This is a genomic window from Cohnella baijiui, assembly GCF_020731285.1.
In the GTDB taxonomy this organism is placed as follows: Bacteria; Bacillota; Bacilli; order Paenibacillales; family Paenibacillaceae; genus Cohnella.
Genome location: NZ_JAJFOW010000317.1, coordinates 1 through 244 on the forward strand (window position 1 = coordinate 1; position 244 = coordinate 244).

At 50.8% G+C, this 244-nt stretch carries 1 pseudogene; it reads left to right on the top strand.

What is annotated here, in order from left to right:
• Positions 1-244 (top strand): annotated as a pseudogene (locus LKX83_RS32785) (DNA topoisomerase IV subunit B); the annotation flags it as partial.

Consider the following 244-nt stretch of genomic DNA (forward strand, 5'->3'; position numbering starts at 1 on the left):
GCATTATCCAAGTCTCTCACAGTAGAAGTGAAACGTAACGGCAAACGCTATGTCCAGCATTTCGCTTGCGGCGCGCCGCAGGATGAGCTGAAGGTGGTCGGTGAAGCGGAAGATACGGGAACGAAGGTAACATTCCTTCCAGATCCGGAGATTTTTACAGAAGTAACGGTATTCGAGTATGAGATTTTGCAGAAGCGCCTGCGTGAGCTGGCCTTTTTGAATCGCGGTGTGCACATTACCCTGC